The 18,101-nt window shown below is 62.3% G+C and carries 14 protein-coding genes; 2 read left to right on the plus strand and 12 right to left on the minus strand.

All coding sequences use genetic code 11. The annotated features are described in order from the left end of the window. The first annotated feature begins 25 nt into the window (after positions 1 to 25). Entirely contained in the window at positions 26 to 1,954 is a 1,929-nt protein-coding gene (locus NE851_RS02845; RefSeq protein ID WP_254956141.1) for a hybrid sensor histidine kinase/response regulator, read from the plus strand. Here NE851_RS02845 and NE851_RS02850 read toward each other — a convergent pair. From NE851_RS02850 to cyoA, 5 genes are read right to left on the minus strand one after another with little or no spacing between them, the layout of a single operon-like run. Further along, positions 1,935 to 2,717, minus strand: a complete 783-nt coding sequence (locus tag NE851_RS02850; RefSeq protein ID WP_183844767.1) for an SURF1 family protein — start codon at positions 2,715 to 2,717, stop codon at positions 1,935 to 1,937. The genes NE851_RS02845 and NE851_RS02850 overlap by 20 nt on opposite strands. Next, positions 2,714 to 3,115 (minus strand): cytochrome o ubiquinol oxidase subunit IV, encoded by a 402-nt coding sequence (gene cyoD / locus NE851_RS02855; RefSeq protein WP_028756182.1) that lies wholly within the window; start codon positions 3,113 to 3,115, stop codon positions 2,714 to 2,716. Before cyoD ends, NE851_RS02850 begins: the two co-directional genes overlap by 4 nt. After that, positions 3,112 to 3,732, minus strand: a complete 621-nt coding sequence (gene cyoC / locus NE851_RS02860; RefSeq protein WP_028756183.1) for a cytochrome o ubiquinol oxidase subunit III — start codon at positions 3,730 to 3,732, stop codon at positions 3,112 to 3,114. Before cyoC ends, cyoD begins: the two co-directional genes overlap by 4 nt. Before the next feature lie 6 nt (positions 3,733 to 3,738). Further along, positions 3,739 to 5,742: a cytochrome o ubiquinol oxidase subunit I gene (gene cyoB, locus NE851_RS02865; protein WP_047612638.1), complete on the minus strand. Its 2,004-nt coding sequence runs from the start codon at positions 5,740 to 5,742 to the stop codon at positions 3,739 to 3,741. Between the two features lie 42 nt (positions 5,743 to 5,784). Next, positions 5,785 to 6,954, minus strand: coding sequence for a ubiquinol oxidase subunit II (gene cyoA, locus NE851_RS02870; RefSeq protein ID WP_063475959.1), 1,170 nt, complete (start codon positions 6,952 to 6,954; stop codon positions 5,785 to 5,787). A gap of 379 nt (positions 6,955 to 7,333) precedes the next feature. Between cyoA and NE851_RS02875 the strand changes: the two genes are divergently transcribed. Continuing rightward, positions 7,334 to 8,665 (plus strand): MFS transporter, encoded by a 1,332-nt coding sequence (locus tag NE851_RS02875; RefSeq protein ID WP_047612644.1) that lies wholly within the window; start codon positions 7,334 to 7,336, stop codon positions 8,663 to 8,665. Positions 8,666 to 8,761: 96 nt separating this feature from the next. On the opposite strand, the gene NE851_RS02880 is transcribed toward NE851_RS02875, so the two are convergent. The 7 genes from NE851_RS02880 to NE851_RS02910 form a co-directional block, all read right to left on the minus strand. Further along, positions 8,762 to 9,229 carry a cyclic nucleotide-binding domain-containing protein gene (locus tag NE851_RS02880; protein WP_003563501.1) on the minus strand — a complete coding sequence of 156 codons (468 nt, stop codon included), beginning with the start codon at positions 9,227 to 9,229 and terminating at the stop codon, positions 8,762 to 8,764. A 100-nt stretch (positions 9,230 to 9,329) separates the two neighbouring features. Further along, positions 9,330 to 12,044 carry an ABC transporter ATP-binding protein gene (locus NE851_RS02885; RefSeq protein WP_254956172.1) on the minus strand — a complete coding sequence of 905 codons (2,715 nt, stop codon included), beginning with the start codon at positions 12,042 to 12,044 and terminating at the stop codon, positions 9,330 to 9,332. 182 nt (positions 12,045 to 12,226) lie between these two features. After that, on the minus strand, positions 12,227 to 13,372 hold the full coding sequence (locus NE851_RS02890) for a glycosyltransferase family protein (protein ID WP_047613441.1): 1,146 nt from the start codon (positions 13,370 to 13,372) through the stop codon (positions 12,227 to 12,229). Beyond that, complete coding sequence (locus NE851_RS02895) at positions 13,369 to 14,616, minus strand: glycosyltransferase (protein ID WP_047612654.1); 1,248 nt, start codon at positions 14,614 to 14,616, stop codon at positions 13,369 to 13,371. Before NE851_RS02895 ends, NE851_RS02890 begins: the two co-directional genes overlap by 4 nt. A 9-nt stretch (positions 14,617 to 14,625) precedes the next feature. After that, on the minus strand, positions 14,626 to 15,834 hold the full coding sequence (locus tag NE851_RS02900) for a glycosyltransferase family protein (RefSeq protein ID WP_028755863.1): 1,209 nt from the start codon (positions 15,832 to 15,834) through the stop codon (positions 14,626 to 14,628). Between the two features lie 96 nt (positions 15,835 to 15,930). Continuing rightward, positions 15,931 to 17,103 (minus strand): ABC transporter permease, encoded by a 1,173-nt coding sequence (locus NE851_RS02905; RefSeq protein WP_028755864.1) that lies wholly within the window; start codon positions 17,101 to 17,103, stop codon positions 15,931 to 15,933. Then, positions 17,103 to 18,101 (minus strand): ABC transporter permease, encoded by a 999-nt coding sequence (locus NE851_RS02910; protein ID WP_028755865.1) that lies wholly within the window; start codon positions 18,099 to 18,101, stop codon positions 17,103 to 17,105. The genes NE851_RS02905 and NE851_RS02910 overlap by 1 nt, the downstream gene beginning before the upstream one ends.

Raw genomic sequence — 18,101 nt, forward strand, 5'->3', positions numbered from 1 at the left:
ATGCGCTGGTGGTTAAGAGGGGCCGATGGAAGCGCTGAATCGACATGATACGTCTCTCAACGAGGAGGGACGCTTTCGCCTTCTGGTCGATGCCATCACCGACTACGCCATCTATATGCTGAGCCCTGAAGGCATCATCACCAGCTGGAATACCGGCGCTCAGCGCTTCAAGGGTTACAAGCCTTCCGAAATTCTCGGCGAGCATTTCTCCCGTTTCTATCTGGAAGAGGACCGCGCAGCGGGAGTTCCGGCGAGGGCTCTCGCCACGGCGGCGGAACACGGCCGGTTCGAGGGGGAAGGCTGGCGCCAGCGCAAGGATGGCAGCCGCTTCTGGGCGCATGTGATCATCGATCCGATCCGCCGTCCCTCAGGCGAGCTCATCGGCTTTGCCAAGATCACTCGTGATCTGACCGAACGCAGAGCAGCGGAACAGACAATCCGCCAGAGTGAGGAACAGTTTCGCCGGCTGATCCAGGGCGTCTCGGACTATGCGATCTACATGCTCGATCCCAACGGCAACGTCAGCAGCTGGAATTTCGGCGCCGAGCGTATCAAGGGCTATCGGCCTGATGAAATCATCGGCCGGCATTTCTCGACCTTCTACACCCCCGAGGATCGCGCCACCGGCGTGCCGGAGGCCGCTCTCGCCATTGCGCGCGCCGAGGGCCGGTTCGAGCGGGAAGGCTGGCGCATGCGCAAGGACGGCACCCGTTTTTGGGCGAGCGTCGTCATCGACGTCATCCGCGACGACGAAGGCGGCGTGCTCGGTTTCGCCAAGATCACCCGCGATATCACCGAGAAGATGGAGACTCAGCGGGCACTGGAGCAGGCGCGCGAAGAACTCTTCCAATCGCAGAAGATGGAAGCCATCGGTCAATTGACCGGCGGTATCGCCCATGACTTCAACAATCTGCTGATGGCTGTACTCGGCAGTCTCGAAATCCTCAAGAAGCGCATGCCGCAGGATCTCTCCCTGACGTCGTTGGTCGACAATGCCATGCAGGGTGCTCAGCGGGGTGCTGCCTTGACGCAGCGTATGCTGGCCTTTTCCCGCCGGCAGGAACTGCTGATGGAGCCGATCGACGTTTCCGGCCTGGTCCGCGGCATGATGGATATGCTGAGCCGTTCGCTCGGACCACTGACCGTGATCGAAACCTCTTTCCCGGTCAGGCTGCCGACGATCCTGACCGATCCGAACCAGCTCGAGATGGCGATCCTGAACCTCGTTGTCAACGCCCGCGATGCCATGCCGTCCGGGGGCCGGATCGTGCTTCGCGCGTCCGAGGAATCGGTGCCGGCGGGCAAGGGTCCGCTGCCGCCCGGCCGCTATGTCCGCATCGCGGTGATCGATGAAGGCGAGGGCATGGATGCAAAGACGATGGAGCAGGCAATTACTCCGTTCTTCACCACCAAGGGTGTCGGCAAGGGCACCGGCCTCGGCCTTTCCATGGTGCAGGGCCTTGCGTCCCAGTCCGGCGGCCGCCTCATGCTGAAGAGCAGCCTCGGCGAAGGCACGACGGCCGAAATATGGTTCCCGGTCGTCACTGTCGAGCGGGTGACCGAGGCCGCTGCCGGCCTGCCGGTACGCGAGGACAACGCGCCGCGCCGGCTGCGCATCGTTGCCGTCGATGACGATGGTCTGGTGCTGATGAACACGACGCTGATGCTGGAGGATCTTGGCCATACGGTGTTCGAGGCGATGGCGGGTTCCGAGGCGCTGGAGATCCTGCGCAAGCAGAAAGTCGACCTGGTAATTTCAGACCATGCCATGCCGCGCATGACTGGCGCACAGCTCGCACAGGCGATCCGCAAGGAATGGCCCGATATGCCGATCATCCTCGCAACCGGTTACGCCGAGATCCCCGAAGGGGCAGGCATCGTTGACCTGCCGCGCCTCGGCAAGCCGTTTTCGCAAGCGCAACTCGCCGAGGCGATCAGCCGGATCGCTTCATAGCGGCTTTCTCGCCGCGAAGAATGAACACCAGCAATGCCAACACCATCGCCGCCAGCCCGTACCAGGTGATCGCGTAGAGGAGATGGTTGTTGGGAAAAGCGATGATCGTGAGGCCGCCGACCGGCAGGCCGCCCGGATTGGCCGTGGCATCGGCGTCGATGAAATAGGGAGCGACTGCACTGATGCCGCGCTTTTCAGCGATCGCCGCGACATCGCGTGAATACCACCGGTCGGCTGCGACGTCGTTGGATTGCAGCAGCGATCCCTTCGGCTCGGTCATGCGCATCAGCCCGGTGATCTCGACCGGGCCGGACAGTTCGCCCTCGCGGCGCGAGGCCGGGTCGCGCCTGTCGGTCGGCACGAAACCGCGATTGACGAGGATCGATGTGCCGTCGGCAAGTGTGAGCGGCGCCATAACCCAATAACCTGGACCGAGTATCGTGGAGGCATAGACCAGCGTCTCCTTGTCGTTCGCCAGCATCCCCACCGCGGTCACCCGCCGATATTCGTCATCGGCGGCATTGACCTTGCTCCAGTCGGCGCGCGTCGGGGCAGGCACGGGTGCGGCATGCACACGCTGGTCGACGCGGGCGATGAGGTCGCGTTTCCAGGCGAGGCGCTCAACCTGCCAGGTGCCGAGTGTCGCGAGTGCTGCGGCAAGCAGGATCAGGCAGACGGCGAAGACCGCGCGTTTTACCTGATAACGCCGTTTTTCCGAGGGAGCCTGCGGGTGACGCTGCCGCCGCCCCTTCGTAGCAGTCACGGCATGTTCTTCATCATTTCGGGGCTCATCGGCATCATGTTGGTGTTGAGATGATGCATGACCCAGAGCGAGCCGGAGAGCGCGATGGCGACGATGATGAGGGTGAAGATCAGCGCCATGATCGTCCAGCCGCCCTCGCTCCTGGTGTTCATGTGCAGGAAGAAGACCATATGGACGACGATCTGGATCGCGCCGAGGCCCATCACCAGCACCGCCGTCACCGCCGGGCTTTCGAACACGCCTGCCATCACAAGCCAGAAGGGAATGGCGGTGAGGATGACGGAGAGCACGAAGCCCGCCATATAGCTGCGGAACGTGCCGTGGCCGGCCTGATGGCCGTGGCTGTGGCCGTGATGAGCCTCGTGGGCATCCTCATGTGCAGGTGCTTGCGAACTCATCCGAGAACTCCCAGCAGGTAGACGAAGGAAAAGACGCCGATCCAGACGACGTCGAGGAAGTGCCAGAACATCGAAAGGCACATCAGGCGGCGGCGGTTGGCCTCGATCAACCCGTGCATCGACACTTGCACCATCAGCGTGATCAGCCAGATGATGCCGAAGGTGACGTGCAGCCCGTGCGTGCCGACCAGCGTGAAGAAGGAGGAGAGGAAGGCGCTGCGCGTCGGCCCGGCTCCCTCATGGATCAGGTGGATGAACTCGTAGAGTTCGAGCCCGATGAAGGCTGCGCCGAACAGGCCGGTCACACCAAGCCAGAACAGCGTTTCCGCCTTGGCGTTCCGCTCCATCTGCAACATGGCGAAGCCATAGGTGATCGAGGAGAACAGCAGCATCGAGGTGTTGAGGGCAACGATCGGCAGATCGAAGAGATCGGCCGGCGACGGGCCGGCGGCATAGTTGCGGCCAAGCACGCCGTGTGTTGCAAACAGCACCGCGAAGATCAGGCAGTCGCTCATCAGGTAGAGCCAGAAACCGAGATTGGTGCTGTTCTCCGGATGATGATCTTCCGTCAGGTAGAATTCAGGCTTTTCGGCCGTGTCGATGGTGTGATCGCTCATGGTCTCTTACACCTGCTCGGCAAGCAGCGCGGTGCGCTTGCCTTCCGTTTCGGTTACCTCTTCGGCGGGGATGTAGAAGTCGCGTCTGTAGTTGAAGGTATGGCCGATCGCCACAGCCAGCATGGCGACGGCGGAGACGACCACCAGCCACCACATGTACCAGATCAGGCCGAAGGCAAGCGCGACGCTGATGCCCGACAGGATTGCGCCGGTGCCGGTGTTCTTTGGCATGTGGATCGGCCGGAAGCCTTGCAGCGGACGCGCATAACCGCGGTTCTTCATGTCGTACCAGCCGTCATGATCGTGCACGACGGGCGTGAAGGCGAAGTTGTAATCCGGTGGTGGCGAGGAGGTCGACCATTCCAGCGTGCGGCCGTCCCACGGGTCGCCGCTGTCGTCGCGCAATTCCTCGCGCTTCATGAAGCTGACGACGATCTGGATCAGGAAGGCGGCGATGCCGAGTGCGATCAGGCCGACGCCAAAGGCGGCGATGATGAACCAGATCTGCAGCGACGGGTCCTCGAACTGGCTGACCCGGCGGGTGACGCCCATCAGGCCGAGCACGTAGAGCGGCATGAAGGCGAACCAGAAACCGATCTGCCAGAACCAGAAGCTCAGCTTACCCCAGAAGGGATCGAGCTTGAAACCGAAGGCCTTCGGGAACCAGTAGTTCACGCCGGCGAACATGCCGAAGAGAACGCCGCCGATGATGACATTGTGGAAATGGGCGATCAGGAACAGTGAATTGTGCAGCACGAAATCGGCCGGCGGCACGGCAAGCATGACGCCGGTCATACCGCCGATGACGAAGGTCACCATGAAGCCGACCGTCCACAGCATCGGCACCTCGTAGCGGATGCGGCCGCGATACATGGTGAAGAGCCAGTTGAACATCTTCGCCCCCGTCGGGATCGAGATGATCATCGTGGTGATGCCGAAGAAGGAATTGACGCTGGCGCCCGAGCCCATCGTGAAGAAGTGGTGCAGCCAGACGATGTAGGACAGGATCATGATCACGCAGGTGGCGTAGACCATGGAGGCGTAGCCGAACAGGCGCTTGCCGGAGAAGGTGGCAACGACTTCCGAGAAGATGCCGAAGGCCGGCAGCACGAGAATGTAGACCTCCGGATGACCCCAGATCCAGATGAGGTTGATATACATCATCGGATTGCCGCCGAGGTCGTTGGTAAAGAAGTTCGTGCCGGCGTAGCGGTCGAGCGACAGCAGCGCGAGCGTCGCCGTCAGGATCGGGAAGGAGGCGACGATCAGCACGTTGGTGCAAAGCGCCGTCCAGGTGAAGACCGGCATCTTCATGAAGGTCATGCCCGGAGCACGCATCTTGACGATGGTGGCGATCAGGTTGATGCCCGACAGCGTCGTTCCGACGCCGGCCACCTGCAGCCCCCAGATATAATAGTCGACGCCGACGCCCGGACTGTAGGCCGCGCCCGACAGCGGCGGGTAGGCGAGCCAGCCGGTCTGGGCGAATTCGCCGATGAACAGCGACAGCATGATGATGATCGCGCCGGCGGTGGTCATCCAGAAAGAGAAGTTGTTGAGGAAGGGGAAGGAGACGTCGCGCGCGCCGATCTGCAGCGGCACCACGAAGTTCATCAAACCGGTGACGAAGGGCATCGCCACGAAGAAGATCATGATGACGCCGTGGGCAGTGAACACCTGGTCGTAATGGTGCGGCGGCAGATAGCCCTCCGAACCGTTGAAGGCGATCGCCTGCTGGATGCGCATCAGGATCGCGTCGGAGAAGCCGCGCAGCAGCATGATGACGGCCAGGATCACATACATGATGCCGATCTTCTTGTGATCGACGCTGCAGATCCAGTCGCGCCAGAGCGGACCCCAGAACTTGAAATAGGTGATAAGGCCGAGCACCGCGATGGCGCCGATGACGACGCCGATGAAGGTCACGACCAGGATCGGCTCGTGATAGGGGATGGCATCGAGGGTCAACCGGCCGAAGACGAACTTCAGGAGGTCAGGATTGGAAAACATGGAACAACCCGTTCATTATGTCTTGCGACGCAAAGCGCCAGGTTAATTGTTGTTGTTGAGCTGCGCCGGCGCCGGATCGGCGCCATTGCTCATGCCGGGCATGGAATGACCCTGATGCTGCATGTCCATCCCGGGCGTACTAGGCATGCCGGGCATGTCGTGCTGCATGCTGCTGCCGTCGGGACGCTCGGGCTCGCTTCGGGCCGGAGCCCCGGTTGCCGCCGGCGCCACGATGCCTTCGTCGGCATGACGATCGTCATAGCGCAGCTTCTCGCGGTTCTCCGCACTTTCCTTGCCGCCGCCGCCCATCATGTCGATGTGCATCATCTCGTTCATGCACATCTTGCCCGGCGCGGCGCACATGTTGAGGATGGCGTTGTAAAGGTCGGCATCGGCGCCGGCATAATAATGCACCGGTTCCTTCTCGCTCGGCTTTTCGAGCTTCAGATAGGCGTCGCGATTGAGCATCGTGCCCTGCTGCTTGACCTGCGCCACCCAGGCGTCAAATCCCTCTTTGGTCAGGCCATGGAACTTGAAGCGCATGTGGGAGAAGCCTGCGCCGCTGTAGTTGGCAGAGAAGCCGTCATACTCGCCTTCCCTGTTGATGACGGCGTGCAGCTTCGTCTCCATGCCCGGCATGGCGTAGATCTGGCCGGCAAGGGCAGGGATGTAGAAGGAGTTCATCACCGAGGAGGCGGTGATCTTGAAATTGATCGGCATGTCCACAGGAGCCGCGAGCTCGTTGACCGTGGCAATACCGAGTTCGGGATAGAAGAACAGCCACTTCCAGTCGAGCGCCACGACCTCGACGGTCAGCGGCTTGGTATCGGCGGGAATGGGGCGCTCGGCATCGAGGCGGTCGAGCGGGCGGTAGGGATCGAGCTTATGGGTGGAAATCCAGGTCACGGCGCCAAGCGCGATGATGATCGCCAGCGGTGCTGCCCAGATCACGATTTCGAGGCGGGTCGAATGGTGCCATTCCGGCGCGTAAGTTGCGGCCGTATTGGCGCGGCGGTAGCGCCAGGCGAAGAACAGCGTCAGGAAGATCACCGGGATGATGATCAACAGCATCAGCACCGTCGAGATGACAATGAGATCGCGCTGTTGCATGGCGATGTCGCCGGAAGGCGCCATGACCACCATGTTGCATCCTGCCAAGAAAAGCAGCGGCAAGACGGATAGAAGGCGGGAAAACTTCATGAGTTTTGGCACGTCTCTAAGCTCTTGTTGTTTCATTTGATCCGCGACTAAAGCACTGAACCCGATCGCGACATGAGGCGGAAGGTCGCAGTGCAGCAATCTTGCCGCACTGCGGTACAAATCAGGTCGCACTACAGCTTTGAAATCCTGATGAAATCAAGAAGGATTTTTCGCGAGCGCATGTTTCGACCAATATATCCGCTACAGCCGGCCATGCCAGCGTTCCAATGGGAAAATCGCGGTCCCGATCACGCTATTTTTCCCATCCAAGCCTCATTTTGAGCAGCCATGACGAACTATTTACGTGTTACGGACTTGATAAGCCTGCAGGTTTGATCAAGATCAGGCTGAGGCGCCTTGGCGAAAGCGCTTCAACGAGGGAGGCGTTTTCATGGCTACAACATCGCATTACGGACCGTCATCGTCGTCGCTGGAACGCGACGCGCGGCGCATTCACGACGACAAACCGGTTTCGCCGGGCAGCATCGCCGTCGGCGTGGTGATCGGCCGCATGTCGGAATTCTTCGATTTCTTCGTCTACGGCCTCGCCTCGGTGCTGGTTTTTCCACAGCTGATCTTCCCCTTCGCGCCGGACAGGCTGACGGGAACGCTCTATTCCTTCGCCATCTTCTCGCTCGCCTTCCTGGCCCGCCCCGTCGGCTCCGTCGTCTTCATGACGATCGACCGGCTATACGGCCGCGGCACCAAGCTGACGATCGCGCTTTTCCTGCTCGGCGGCTCCACCGCCTCGATCGCCTTCCTGCCGGGTTACCAGGAGATCGGCGTCTGGTCGATCGCGCTGCTGGCGCTCTTCCGTCTCGGCCAGGGCTTCGCGCTCGGCGGCGCCTGGGACGGCCTTGCCTCGCTGCTCGCGCTCAACGCGCCGGCCAAGCATCGCGGCTGGTATGCGATGATCCCGCAGCTCGGCGCACCGATCGGCTTTGCGCTGGCAAGCACCCTGTTCGGTTATTTCGTCGCCAATCTTTCCAGTGAGGATTTTCTCTCCTGGGGCTGGCGTTATCCCTTCTTCGTCGCCTTCGCGATCAACGTCGTGGCGCTGTTTGCGCGGTTGCGCCTCGTGATGACGAAGGAATTCGGCACGCTGCTCGAGCAGCATGAGCTGGAAGCAGCACCCATCCTCGACGTGCTGCGCGTTCATGGCCGCGACATCCTGATCGGCGCCTTCGTGCCGCTGGCGAGCTTCGCCATGTTCCACCTCGTCACCATCTTCCCGCTCGGCTGGATGAGCCTTTACGGCAACCAGCCGATCGGTGCCTTCATGGTGGTGCAGGTGGTCGGCGCCATGGTCGGCATCGTCACCATCATCGCGTCGGGCCTGATCGCCGACCGCATCGGGCGACGCGCCCAGCTTGCCATCTGCGCCGTCATCATCGCCATCTTCAGCTTCGTCGGGCCGATTTTGATCGCATCCGGCAACAGCGGCCACGACGCTTTCGTCATCATCGGCTTCGGCGTGCTCGGCCTGTCCTTCGGCCAGGCGACGGGCTCGATCTCGTCGCGCTTCGGCCGCGGCTACCGCTACACGGGTGCCGCCTTCACCTCGGATCTCGCCTGGCTGGTCGGCGCCGGTTTTGCGCCGCTGGTGGCGCTCAGCCTCTCCAGCCGCTTCGGCCTGACCTTCGTCGGCTACTACCTGCTGTCCGGCGCCATCTGCACGCTGGCGGCACTCGCCTTCAGCAGGGCGCTGGAACAGCGCGAATAGGCGGACTTAAATGCATGGGAAACCATGCAGGCTTTCTTTTTCGGACTGCGCAATTCCAATTATTAAATGCATTGCAATCGAAACGCTGAATGCGTCTTACTGCGCCATCTGCGGCTGCTTTGCCGCCCGCGCCGCGGTCAGTTCCGCCGTGGTGTGGTTCAGGCGGTCGGCCAGCACCCGCATGATCTCAACCGCCATCTCGGGGAAATCGCTGAGCAGTTTCAGGAAGTGCTCCTTGCTGATGCGCAACACCTCGAGTGGCGAGGTGGCGCGCACCGTTGCCGTGCGCGAGACGTCGCAGAGGATGGCGATTTCGCCGACGATGGAATTGAGCTCGACGTCGGCGACCTTGATCTCGCCGGCCGGTGAGGAGACGATGATGTCGGCGGTACCCGAAAGAATGACATAAGCGGCGTCGCCGACATCGCCCTGATGGAAGAGGTTTTGCCCGGCTTTGTAGGTCATGCGATCGGAGGTGAAGGCCAAAAGCTTGAGCTTTGCTGGTGCGATCCTGGAAAAGATCGGCACCCGTCGCAGCATTTCGACTTCGTCTCTCAACAGCATGAGCGTTTTTACCCCCTAACGCAGGGTCCGCGGGACCAGGCGTCTTCAAACTCCGAGGCGTCCCGCCGGGAACGCCCATTATCGCCGCCCCTATAGAATATTACGATAACAGTTCCTTGAACATCCCGTTTTTCTCGGAAAGTTCGGGATAGTTTCCGGCTTCGGCCAATCCGCCGCGGTCGAAGAGCAGGATCCGGTCGAACATCTCCGCCAGCCGGGCATTGGAGAGCACCCAGATGATCGCCGGCCGTTGGCCTTCCTCGTGCAGATCCTCGATGATGTTACGGGTGATCCGATCCTGAACGCGCTGGTCGAGCGCCGAGAGCGGCCGGTTGAAGATGAAATAGTCCGAGCGCTTCAGGAGCGCGCGGGCAAGGTTCAGCTTCTGCCGCTGCACCATGGTCAGCCGCTTGCCGCCGGAGCCGACGTCGAATTCGAGGCCGATCGACAGCACGTCGTCGTAAAGGTCGAGCGCGTCGAAGAGTTCGCCCATGATGCCGCGGATGCGGTCGGAGGCATCGGCCTGCTGATAGGCGATGCGGCCGAAGAGCACATTGTCCATCAGGCTTGCCGACGGGGTGAAACGTTCGGCGTCGTAGCGCTCGATCAACTCGGCGAGATCGGCCCGTATATGCTCGTGGAACTGCTTGCGGGCGCTGACGATCTTGTCCATCAGCTCGTCCGTCAACAGGCCGAAGCGGTGGCGCGGCTCGATATAGGCAAAGCTCAGCCGGATGATGGCCGACCGTTCCTCAGGCGTTGCGTCCTCGAAGCGGCGGCTTTGCAGCTTCTGCAGCAGCGCCTGATAGGTCGGAATGTCGTCCGCCGTCATGAAGGTCAGTTGCTGGAAGAAGGGGTGGTCCGGCGGCAGGTCGTGGAAGAGTTCCACAGCGTTCTCGGCGATTTCGAGGCCCATGGCGTAGAGATCGGTGCTGAGGCCGGTCTCGCGGAACAACTGTTGGAAGTAAGGATGGGCGGCAAGCCGGCGATTGGTCATCAAAGGCCGCTTCATCGTGCCGAAGAGCAGGTTCTCGCCAACCGTCGCCTGAGCGTTATAGGCGTCGAAATCGAAAGGCACGACGATCGTGTCGAGCCCTTCGTCGCGCAGCCGGTCCCGCAGCGAGGCGCGTAGCGCCACGACGTGGTCGCTGACGGCGACATGCACGTCGGTGTTGACGGTCGAACGCAGCGCTAGATCGAGGATGTCCTGCGAGATCAGGACGGCGTCTAGCACCGGGCGGATCGCTTTCAGCAGGTCCTCGGGCCCGCTGGCCCCGGCTGCCTTGTAGTCCACCCAGTCGCTGTTGAGGTCGAGCGTCGGATTGCCGGCCTTCACCGCCTCGGCGGAATGCCATTTATACTCCAGCGCTTCCCTCTCGTCATAGACGGGATCGGTCATCGGCGCGTGCTTGAGGCCGTAGAGCAGATTGCTGGCGAGCGTGCCGTGGAAGAAGAAGGTGTCGGCCGAGGCATAGGAGATCCGCCGGCCGGTGATCGATTCCGGCAGGTCCAGCAAATCGCGGCCGTCGATGGTGATGCGGCCGGAATCCGGCCAGACCATGCGTCCGAGCGCCTCGGCGAAGGCTTCCGCGCCACTGCCGTTCGGGCCGACGATCGCCACCGTTTCGTTCGGTTTGATCTCGACGGAGACGTGATCGACGAGGCGGGCGCCGCTGTCGTCGGAGAGCGACAGATTGGTGACGACGAGCGCGCTCGTCAGTGCCCCGACCGGGGTGGTCGCGAGTTCCTGGATGCGGCTGTCGATCAGCGGCTCGACATTGAACTGCTCATAGACCTGCTGGTATTTCACCTGCACGTCCTGGCGCATCTGGTCCCAGTCGATCAGTTCTTTCAGCGGGCCGGGCAGGTCCTTGTAGGCCGATATGACGGCGACGAGCTGGCCGATGTCGAGCCGGCCCTGCAGCGCCAGGTAGCCACCGATCGCGTAGAACAGGAAGGGCGTCACCTGGGCGAGGAAGTTGTTGATGAACTTCACCAGGAACTTCCACTGGTAAAGGTCGTAGCGGATCGAGAAGATCCGGCCGAGCCGCGAGGCGATGTCGGCGCGTTCGAGGTTTGATGTGTCGTTGCCGTGGATCGTGCCGATGCCCTCGACGATTTCGCCGACGCGGCCGGAAAGCTCGCGTGCCGTCAGCTGCCGCTGGCGGCCGAGCTCCAGCAGACGCTTGCGCATGCGGGGAATGACGACGGCCTGCACGCCGACGATGCCGGCGGCGATCATGCCGAGCCAGAAATTCTGGACGATGATGAAGGCGAGCGCCGTGATCGCCTGGCCGCCGAGAAGGGCAGGCGAGACGAAGGCATCGCCGGTGAAGCCGCCCATCGGCTCCACTTCATCCTTGATCATCGTAGCGATTTCGGCCGATTTGACTCGCTTGAAGTGAATGGGCGGAAAACGCAGCACCCGGTCGATCAGCTCGAAGCGGATACGGCGCAGCATGCGCTCGCCGAGCCGGCCCTTATAGGTGTTGATGTAGAACTTGAAGAGGCCGTTCAGCACGACCAGCGCCAGAAACACCAGGCTGAGGGCCATCAGCATCTGGAAGCGGTTGAGCTGCAACCCTTGAAAGAATTCGACATGGCCGATCAGCGGAATGTCGTAGGCAATGTGCATGAAGGTCTGCTTTGCCCCGGGACCTTCGAAACCGTCACCCTGGATCGGTCCGTTGACGATCTGCTTCGGCAGGTCGAAGGACAGGAAGTAGGGCACCATCGAGGCGGCGACGACAGCCAGAATCCACAGCTGCTGCAGCCGCGTGTTCTTCCAGATGTAGCGGGCGAGGCTTTTTTCCATGGCTAACCGTCAGCTTGCTGGGACATTCCGGGGGCGCGATCCGGGCGCCGGGACAGGGAGGAAGCTTGAGAACAGGACCATGCAGCCGGACCGCCGATATCGCAATGAAAACAAGGCGAAGCGACCGGCTGCAGAAACGCCGATTCTCGCCGGAACTTTGCTTATATCACAGGAATTTTGGATTAGGCGAGCGATTCGGCAATCAGTGAGCGAATGATGCCGGCCGTCTTCTCCGCCCCGGCGAGATCGAGCAATACCGACCGCCGTCGCGGCGCTGCAAGCGCCTTTTCGACAGCCTCCTTCAGATGGCCCGACGTCAGTCCCTTTTCCGGCAGGATATCGGCAAGATCAAGCGCCTGCAGCCGTTCGGCGCGCACCGTCTGTTCGGTCTCGCCGTCGGCGACGAAGGGGATGAGGATCGCCCGGCATTGGGTGCGCAGGAGATCGCCGACCGTGTTGTAGCCCGCTTGCGAGATCGACACCTTCGCGCCGCGCAGCAGCGAGGGAAAATCCCTGCGGAAGCGCACCAGCGTCACATTCGCGGGCGCGTCCCGCGACAGCGCGGCGAAATCGGCCTCCGGCAGGTTCGGGCCTGATATCAGCAGCCAGCGAAGATCATCGGGCAGCATCGCTGCCGCCTGTTTTGCCGCGCCGATCAGTTCGGCGCCGACCGCGCCGCCGCCCGCCGATGCGATGATGTCGAAGGTCTCGATCGGTTCCGGCGCCGGCGGAGGTGCGACGAGGCCGGTGTAACGCAGCCTGTCGGCGATCTCGGGTGTCAGCGGGAAGGTGTCCTCAAGCCTGACGAAGCCGGGATCGCCATGGACGAGCACGGCATCGAAATGCTCTTTGACCAGTGCGACGGTCTCGGCGTCGCGGCCGGCCTTGCGGTTTTCCTGCAGGATGTCGCGCACCGAGCTTACAAGTTTCGGCCGGGGTTCGGCCTTTTCGATCGCGGCAAGCAGCGGCAGCAGTTCGAAGCGCATCTGCCGCCGGCCGAAGGGGAAGGCTTCGATGATCACGACATCGGGCCTTGCGGCATGAAAGGCCTCGAGCAGCCGCTCGCGGCGGGCATTGAGGAACTCCTCGCCGGCCGGCCGGCCATCGGCATCGGCGAGGCCGGAGAAGCCAGCATTGCTGGCGACGACCGCCGGCAAGGCGACGGTCTTGATGCCCTCGGCGGGAAAACCCGGCACCGGCAGGCCGCCGGTCACGACGGTCACGTCGAAGCCGTCCTTGACCAGCGCATTGGCGATACGGCTGGCGCGGGCGATGTGGCCGATGCCGAGCAGGTGCTGGACGTAGAAGAAGATGCGTGGTGCCGTCATGAGGCCTTCTGCCATTCGGCCTCGAACAGGCCGGTGAGCTGTCTGATGCTGCAGTGATAGTCGAAATGCTGACGCACCTGGCGTTCGGCCGCATCGCCGAGCCGCTTGCGCAGCGCCGGGTCGCGGATCGCCGCTTCCAGCGCTTCGGCGAGCTTCGCCGGATCCTCGGGCGGCACGACGAGGCCGTTTTCACCGTCCTTCAAAAGCTCCGGCACGCCGGATACGTCGGTCGAGAGGCAGACGAGCCGCTGGCTCGAGGCTTCCACAAGCACGTTCGGCAGGCCGTCGCGGTCGCCGTTGGCGGCGATGCGGCAGGCCAGCGCGAAGAGGTCGGCGCGGCGGTAATGGTCGAGCACCTCTTCCTGCGCCAAGGCGCCTTTCCAGACGATGCGACCGGAGATGCCGAGTTCGGTGGCCAGGACTTTCAGTTTTGCGAGCTCCTCGCCGCCGCCGATATGGTCCATGCGCCAGTGCAGGTCAGCGGGCAGCAGGGCCAGGGCCTGCAGCAGTACGTCATAACCCTTCTTCTCGACGGCGCGGCCGACGCTGAGGATGAAGGCCGGATCGTCGGGATCGCTGCCGGTGCGGTCCGACCGTTCGCCGGCAAAATGGCCGAAGCGGGCAAGATCGAGACCGTGATAACTCAGATGCACCGCATCCTTTCGGTCGGTCAATTCCCGCATGTGTTCGTAGCCCGTCCTGGTGCAGGTGACCGCCCAGCGGGCGCTGCCGAGTTTTTCGTGCAGTTCCCAGTCCGGCGACGTCCAGATGTCCTTGGCGTGCGCCGAACAGGTCCAGGGCGTACCCGTCAGGATGCTCGCATATTCCGTCACCGAGGCCGGCGTGTGGATGAAATGCGCATGCAGCCATTCGCCGCCATCCGGCCATTCGCGTCCCAGCACCAGCGCCTGGCCGAGACGGCGGAAGCGGTTGCGGGAGATGTCGCGCTTGAGATCGGCGAGGAAGCGTTTGATCAGCGCCTTGAAGCCGGGTTTGGAGAAGCCGGCGATCAGGCCCTTCAGCACGCGGATCGGCTCCTCGTGCAGATATTCCGGCAGATAGACGACGCGCGCCCTGATCTCGTCATGCACGGGATGACGCTTCCTGTCGGTCGGCCGGCGCATGGAAATCAGCGTGAGGTCGAAGCCGGCCTTTTCGAGGCCGAGCAACTCCTGGGCGATGAAGGTTTCCGAAAGGCGGGGATAGCCTTTCAGTACGACGAGGATCTTGCGGCGTGGTGGCAAGGCTGTGCCCTATTCCGCGCCGACGAGGGAAAGATGGCTGCCGCGGCCGTCGATCCAGCGGGCGACGGTCTGCGAGATGTGGTCCAGCCCTTCGAGACGCATATTGCCGCCGCTCTTCGAAGGCGGCTGGCGGGAGGGCAGGCGCTTCAGCGCCTCGGCCATGATGATCGGGTCGACCGACTGGTCCGGCAGCAGCATGTCGACGAGGCCGAGTTCACTGGCGCGCTTGGCGCGCAGGAGCTGTTCCTCGCGCGGCTTGACGCGCGGCACGATGAGCGCTGGCTTGTCGAAGGAGAGGATCTCGCAATAGGTGTTGTACCCGCCCATGGCGACGACACCGGTGGCGCCGTCGATCAGCTCTTCCATGTGATTGTCGAACTCGATCACCTCGATATAGGGGATGGCTTCCCCCTTCTGCACCAGCTTGGCGCGCTCGGCCGCCGGCATATAGGGCCCGAGCACGACGAGCGCCTTCTGCGTCAGCGTCGGATCGGCCTCGTAGGCGTTCATGACGTCGTGGACGAGATCGGAGCCGTCGCCGCCGCCGCCTGTGGTGACGAGGAGGTAATTATCCTTGCGGGCATTGATCGAGGTCTTGCCCTTGGAGACGCTGCGCTGCAGGAAGCCGACGAAATCCATCTTCCGGCGCAGGCTCGCCGGCACGTCGAGGCCGATCAGCGGATCGTAAAAGTCAGGCGGGCCATAGACCCAGACGCTGTCGTAATATTGGTCGATCTTCTGCATGATGCTGTTCTTCTTCCACTCGGCCTCGAGCAGATGCGGCGCATCCATGATCTCGCGCAGGCCGAGCACCAGGACGGTGCCGCGGGCCTTGAGATAGGCGAGCGTATCCTCGACCTCGCCCTTCAGCCCCATCGGCTCCTTGTCGACGATGAAGATATCGGGCTGGAAAGTCTCGGCGGTGTGGCGGATGCTCGATTCGCGCATCTTCAGCGTCTCGTGCAGGTCGATATGGCTGGCGAGCGACGTATATTCGCCGTTGCGCAGCTTGATGACGCTCGGGATCTTCACGAAGTCGACGCGGGCGCGGTAGTCGAAGGCGCCGGCGATCGTGGCACCCGAAATGATCAGAATGTTGAGGCCGCGATAATCCTCGACCAGAGCATGGGCAATGGCGCGACAGCGGCGCAGATGGCCGAGACCGAATGTGTCGTGGCTGTACATGAGGATGCGCGCATCTTCGAGACGTCTGGACATGGGCATCCCTTCTGGGGTGAGCAACATACTTAGCACCCCCACCGTCCGGAGGCCGCAAGGCGGGGGCGGCGCCGTGAGGCGCCGCCGAGCTTTCTGCTATTTGTAGGGATCTGCCGCATCACGCAAGCCGTCTCCCAGAAAGTTGAACGCCAAAATGACAAGAACAACAGGAATGATCGGATAGAGCAGCCAAGGATAAAAGGCGATGACGCTGACGCTTTTTGCTTCGGTGAGCAAAATGCCCCAGCTGGTGATCGGCGGACGAAGGCCGAGGCCGAGGAAGGAGAGCGCGGTTTCGCCGAGGATCATGCCGGGGATCGAAATTGTCGCCGAGGCGATGAGATGCGACATGAAACCCGGCACCAGATGCCGGCCGATGATGCGCGGCGTGCTGGCGCCCATCAGCTGTGCGGCCTGCACGTAATCCTCTTCGCGCAGCGCCAGCAGTTTGGAGCGCACGGCGCGCGCTAGCCCGGTCCAGTCGATGATGCCGAGGATCACCGTGATGCCGAAATAGATGACGATCGGGCTCCACGTCACCGGCATGATGGCGGCTAGCGCCATCCACAGCGGCAGGCTTGGCAGCGACTGCAGCACTTCGATCAGGCGCTGGACGATGAGATCGAAAACGCCGCCCCTATAACCGGCAAGCCCGCCGATGACGATGCCGAGCACGAAGCTGATCGAAATGCCGATCAGGCCGATCGTCAGCGATATCCGCGCTCCGTAGAGGATGCGCGAGAGCACATCGCGGCCGAGCCGGTCGGTGCCGAGCAGGAACATCTGGCCACCGATCGCCGGGCAGACGAGGTGATAGTCGGAGGCGACGACGCCCCAGAACTTGTAGCCATCGCCGCGGCAGAAGAAACGGATCGGCTGCACGTCGTTCGGCCTGTCGGCATAGACGCGATGCAGCGTGTCGATATCGAGCGTCATGCTGCGGCCATAGACGAAGGGCCCGACGAAGCTGCCCTTGTCGAAGAAGTGGATGGTCTGCGGCGGCGCATGGATGAAATCGACGTTGCGCGTGTGCAGGCCGTAGGGCGCCAGGAACTCGACGATCAGGATCATCAGGTAGATGACGGCGAGAAAGATGCCGGAAATCAAGGCCAGCCTGTGCTGCTTGAACTTCCACCACATCAGCTTTTTCTGCGAGGCGAGATGGATGCGCGATTGCGCCGCCGTCATAGTTTCGGTCGCGTGCGGATCGAAGGGCGCGGTCGAGACGTAGTGCGGCAGCGGTGCGCCGGGTGCGGGAAGGGGCGACATTATTTGGTGCTCCTGCCTTGCAGACGGATGCGGGGATCGAGGAAGCCGAGCGCGATGTCGGAGATCAGCACGCCGATGACGTTGAGGAAGGCCAGGAACATCAGGAAGGAGCCGGCGAGATACATGTCCTGGCTCTGCAGCGCCTTGATGAGCATCGGCCCGGTCGTCTCCAGCGACAGCACGATGGCGACGATTTCGGCGCCGGAGATGATCGACGGCAGGATCGAGCCGATATCGGCGACGAAAAAGTTGAGCGCCATGCGCAGCGGATATTTGACCAGCGCTTTGAGCGGCGGCAGGCCCTTGGCGCGGGCGGTGACGACATACTGCTTCTGCATCTCGTCAAGCAGGTTGGCGCGCAGCCGCCGGATCATGCCGGCCGTTCCCGCCGTGCCGACGATGATGACCGGGATCCAGAGGTGAGAGAGGATCGATCGTGCCTTCTCCCAGCTCATCGGCGCCGAGATATATTGCTGGTCCATCAGATGGCCGATCGAGACGCCGAACCAGATATTGGCGAAATACATCAGGATCAGCGCCAGCATGAAATTCGGAATGGCGATGCCCATCAGGCCGAGGAAGGTCAGCCCGTAATCGCCCCAGCTGTACTGATGCGTGGCCGAATAGATGCCGATCGGAAAGGCGATCAGCCAGGTGAGCAGGATCGTCGTGAAGGAGACGAGGATCGTCAGCCAGAGCCGCTCGCCGACCACGTCGGAGACCGGCAGCTGGTATTCGAAGGAGTAGCCGAAATCGCCGTGCAGCATGCCGCCGACCCAGTAGAAATAGCGCACGATTTCCGGCTTGTCGAAACCGTATTGCTGGCGCATCTCCTCGATTTCCTGGAGATTGGCGGTCTCGCCGGAAGCGCGCAGCTCGGCGATCTGGCTCTCGAAGAAGTCGCCGGGCGGCAGCTCGATGATGGTGAAAACCAGCGCCGAAATGACGAAGAGCGTCGGCACCATGGCGGCGATGCGCCAGAGAATGTATCTGAGCAC

The sequence above is a fragment of the Rhizobium anhuiense bv. trifolii genome, assembly GCF_024346605.1.
GTDB lineage: Bacteria > Pseudomonadota > Alphaproteobacteria > Rhizobiales > Rhizobiaceae > Rhizobium > Rhizobium anhuiense.

Bases quoted from the DNA above. Each gene is read 5' to 3' on its own strand.
- NE851_RS02845 (WP_254956141.1), top strand. From the start codon at position 26: ATGGAAGCGCTGAATCGACATGATACGTCTCTCAACGAGGAGGGACGC.
- cyoD (WP_028756182.1), bottom strand. From the start codon at position 3,115: ATGAGTTCGCAAGCACCTGCACATGAGGATGCCCACGAGGCTCATCAC.
- cyoC (WP_028756183.1), bottom strand. From the start codon at position 3,732: ATGAGCGATCACACCATCGACACGGCCGAAAAGCCTGAATTCTACCTG.
- cyoB (WP_047612638.1), bottom strand. From the start codon at position 5,742: ATGTTTTCCAATCCTGACCTCCTGAAGTTCGTCTTCGGCCGGTTGACC.
- NE851_RS02875 (WP_047612644.1), top strand. From the start codon at position 7,334: ATGGCTACAACATCGCATTACGGACCGTCATCGTCGTCGCTGGAACGC.
- NE851_RS02880 (WP_003563501.1), bottom strand. From the start codon at position 9,229: ATGCTGTTGAGAGACGAAGTCGAAATGCTGCGACGGGTGCCGATCTTT.
- NE851_RS02885 (WP_254956172.1), bottom strand. From the start codon at position 12,044: ATGGAAAAAAGCCTCGCCCGCTACATCTGGAAGAACACGCGGCTGCAG.
- NE851_RS02890 (WP_047613441.1), bottom strand. From the start codon at position 13,372: ATGACGGCACCACGCATCTTCTTCTACGTCCAGCACCTGCTCGGCATC.
- NE851_RS02900 (WP_028755863.1), bottom strand. From the start codon at position 15,834: ATGTCCAGACGTCTCGAAGATGCGCGCATCCTCATGTACAGCCACGAC.
- NE851_RS02905 (WP_028755864.1), bottom strand. From the start codon at position 17,103: ATGTCGCCCCTTCCCGCACCCGGCGCACCGCTGCCGCACTACGTCTCG.